The sequence below is a fragment of the Mesorhizobium sp. M7A.F.Ca.CA.003.01.2.1 genome, assembly GCF_003998945.1.
Classification (GTDB): Bacteria; Pseudomonadota; Alphaproteobacteria; order Rhizobiales; family Rhizobiaceae; genus Mesorhizobium; species Mesorhizobium ciceri.
Genome location: NZ_RZRA01000801.1, coordinates 1 through 2,699 on the forward strand (window position 1 = coordinate 1; position 2,699 = coordinate 2,699).

3 protein-coding genes are annotated in these 2,699 nt (G+C 64.2%); 2 read left to right on the top strand and 1 reads right to left on the bottom strand.

Translation table 11 applies throughout. The annotated features are described in order from the left end of the window. Together EN969_RS25775 and EN969_RS25780 are read left to right on the top strand one after the other, a co-directional pair. A partial coding sequence (locus EN969_RS25775; RefSeq protein WP_164758485.1) for a tyrosine recombinase XerC occupies window positions 1–749 on the top strand: 749 nt, incomplete at its 5' end. A gap of 230 nt (window positions 750–979) precedes the next feature. Further along, entirely contained in the window at window positions 980–2,050 is a 1,071-nt protein-coding gene (locus EN969_RS25780; protein WP_063169536.1) for a TraB/GumN family protein, read from the top strand. A 10-nt stretch (window positions 2,051–2,060) separates the two neighbouring features. Here EN969_RS25780 and EN969_RS25785 read toward each other — a convergent pair whose 3' ends face one another. After that, window positions 2,061–2,654, bottom strand: a complete 594-nt coding sequence (locus EN969_RS25785) for a DUF2867 domain-containing protein (protein WP_082826601.1) — start codon at window positions 2,652–2,654, stop codon at window positions 2,061–2,063. Window positions 2,655–2,699: the final 45 nt, after the last annotated feature.

A 2,699-nucleotide genomic window follows, 5' to 3' on the forward strand; every position in this document is an offset into this window, starting at 1 on the left:
TGCGCCCGGCGGATTTGCGCGGCTTCCTTGCCGCCCGCCGCAATGCCGGCGCCGGCGCCCGCACGCTGGGCCGGGGTCTCGCCGGCATTCGTTCGCTGCTGCGTTTCCTCGAGCGGCGCGGCCTCGCCAATGCGGCCGGTGCGGCGGCACTGCGCGCGCCGCGCCAGCCCAAATCGCTGCCCAAGCCGCTGACGGCGAGCGATGCCAAGCATATCGTTTCCATCGAAGGCCAACTGGCGGAGGAACCCTGGATCGCAGCCCGCAACGCCGCCGTGCTGACGCTGCTCTACGGCTCTGGCCTGCGCATTTCCGAGGCGCTCGGCCTGACCGGCGCCGATCTGGCGTCGGCGGCCGACACGGTGCTGCGCGTTGCCGGCAAGGGCGGCAAGACGCGCCTGGTGCCGGTGCTGCCGGTGGCGCTCAGGGCAATCGCCGAATATCGCCGGCTCTGCCCCTACCATCTCGACCCCAAGGGCCTGTTGTTTCGCGGCGCCCGCGGCGGCCCGCTCAACCCGGCCATCGTCCAGCGCGACATGGCCAAGCTGCGCTCGGCGCTCAACCTGCCCGATACCGCGACGCCGCATGCACTGCGCCATTCCTTCGCCACGCATCTGCTCGGCCGCGGCGGTGATTTGCGCACCATCCAGGAACTGCTCGGCCACGCCAGCCTGTCGACGACGCAAATCTACACCGGCGTCGACACCGCGAGGCTGCTCGAGATTTATGAGCAGGCGCATCCCAGGGCGTGAACGCCAGTAACGTTCACCATTTGGCCGAAAGCCTCCCCAACGTCGTCATCCCTGGGCGAAGCAGGAGCGAAGCTCCGTCGCGGAGACCCTGGGATGACGAAGAAATGGGCGTTTCCGCTAATCGTTGAAGCATGAGCCCCATCGACGTCAGTTGAGCGCGATAGCCAGTCCAAGACAATTTCTCAGCACAGGTTAACCGTTTTGCCGCTTTTCAGTCCTAGAAGAGGCTCATGAAACGCGTCATAGCCATCGCCGACCGTGCTGCTTCCGTGTCGCTGAAGCTGCTCGTCGCGCTCAATGTTCTGTTCTTCCTGTCGTTCCTCGCCGTGCTGCTGTTCGCGGCCGGCAAGGCGCATGCCGAAGTCCCGACCTGCACCGGTGCCGACATGCTGTCGGCCCTGCAGAAGAACGATCCGGCGAGCTACCGCAAGATCGAAGCGGAAGCCGCCGCGACGCCGAACGGCAAGGGCCTGTTATGGAAGCTGGAAAAGCCCGGCGAGAAGCCGTCCTTCCTGTTCGGCACCATGCATATGACCGACCCGCGCGTCACCACGCTGCCTCCCGAAGCGCAGAAAGCCTATGACGCCGCCGGCACCATCATCATCGAAACCACGGACGTGCTCGACAAGCAGAAGATGATGGTCGCGATGCTCAAAGAGCCGGACCTGATGATGTTCACTGATTCGACGACGCTGGCGTCGCTGCTGTCGCCCGACGATGCGGCGGCCATGAACGCCGCGCTCGACGCACGCGGCATTCCTCCGGCAACGGTTGCCAAGATGAAGCCGTGGATGCTCTCGGCCATGATGGCACTGCCGGCCTGCGAGCTGGCCCGCCAGTCAGGCGGCGCCCCGGTGCTCGATGTCAGACTGGCGCAAGGTGCGAAGGCTTCCGGCAAGCCGGTGGAAGGATTGGAGACGGCTGAAAGCCAGCTGCGCGCCATGGCCTCGCTGCCGCTGGCGTTTCACATGAAGGGCCTCGTCGACACGCTGAAGCTCGGCGATAAGATCAACGACATCAACGAAACCATGATCGTGCTCTACCAGCGCGGCGACACCGGAATGTTCTGGCCGCTGTTTCGCGTGGCCATGCCGGAGGGCACGGACGACCCCGCGGGCTATGCGGCGTTCGAGGAAACCATGATCACCAGCCGCAACAAGGTGATGGTCGAGCATGCCGAACCGATCCTTGCCAGGGGCAACGTCTTCATGGCGGTCGGCGCCCTCCACCTTCCCGGCCCCGAAGGCCTGGTCGAGGATTTCCGCAAGGCCGGTTACACCGTCACGCCTGTCGGACTTTAGTGACTTCAGCTTACTTCGCCAGGATCTGGGCCAGCATCGCCGGGACGACCATCCGGTGAAACGGCATGATGATCGCGAGATAGGCGCGCCCGAGCCAATTGTGCGTCTTGACGATCGTCGTCGCGGCCACCTCTTGCCGGCCGCTGCCAAGATCCCTGACTTCGACCAGAACACGGAAATCGAGATGTCGGTCGTCGAGGCCAAGCACAACCTTGCCGGGAAACTGGCTGATGAGCGGAAATATCCCGATCCGGCCCGACGGCAACACCGCAGTTTCCAAGCCCGTCTTCAGCCGGAACGGCCTGACGGCAAGATTGCGCAGCGCCATGAGCCTGCCGACCCAGGGCGGCGTTCGCCCCAGAGCGCGTTCGGCCGCGCCGAATGCGGTTAAGGAAAGGCCTTCAGTGACCAGCACATAGCGGTCTGCGAACTGGGCTCTGGCGAGAGCATCGCAGTGATTCGGGACAAGCTGAGCTGACGGATTCGTCACGGCAAAACCCTCTGATTCGACCTTAACAGACGCAAACTTGGCGCGCTGCGTGGCGAAACGACGCCACTCCGGCTGCGGAAGGGCAGGATTGTCCTTGTTTTTGGCGTTTTCCAACCCTAGCGTGAAACCAGTTCAATGATTGCGCGTTGTATGGTGTTG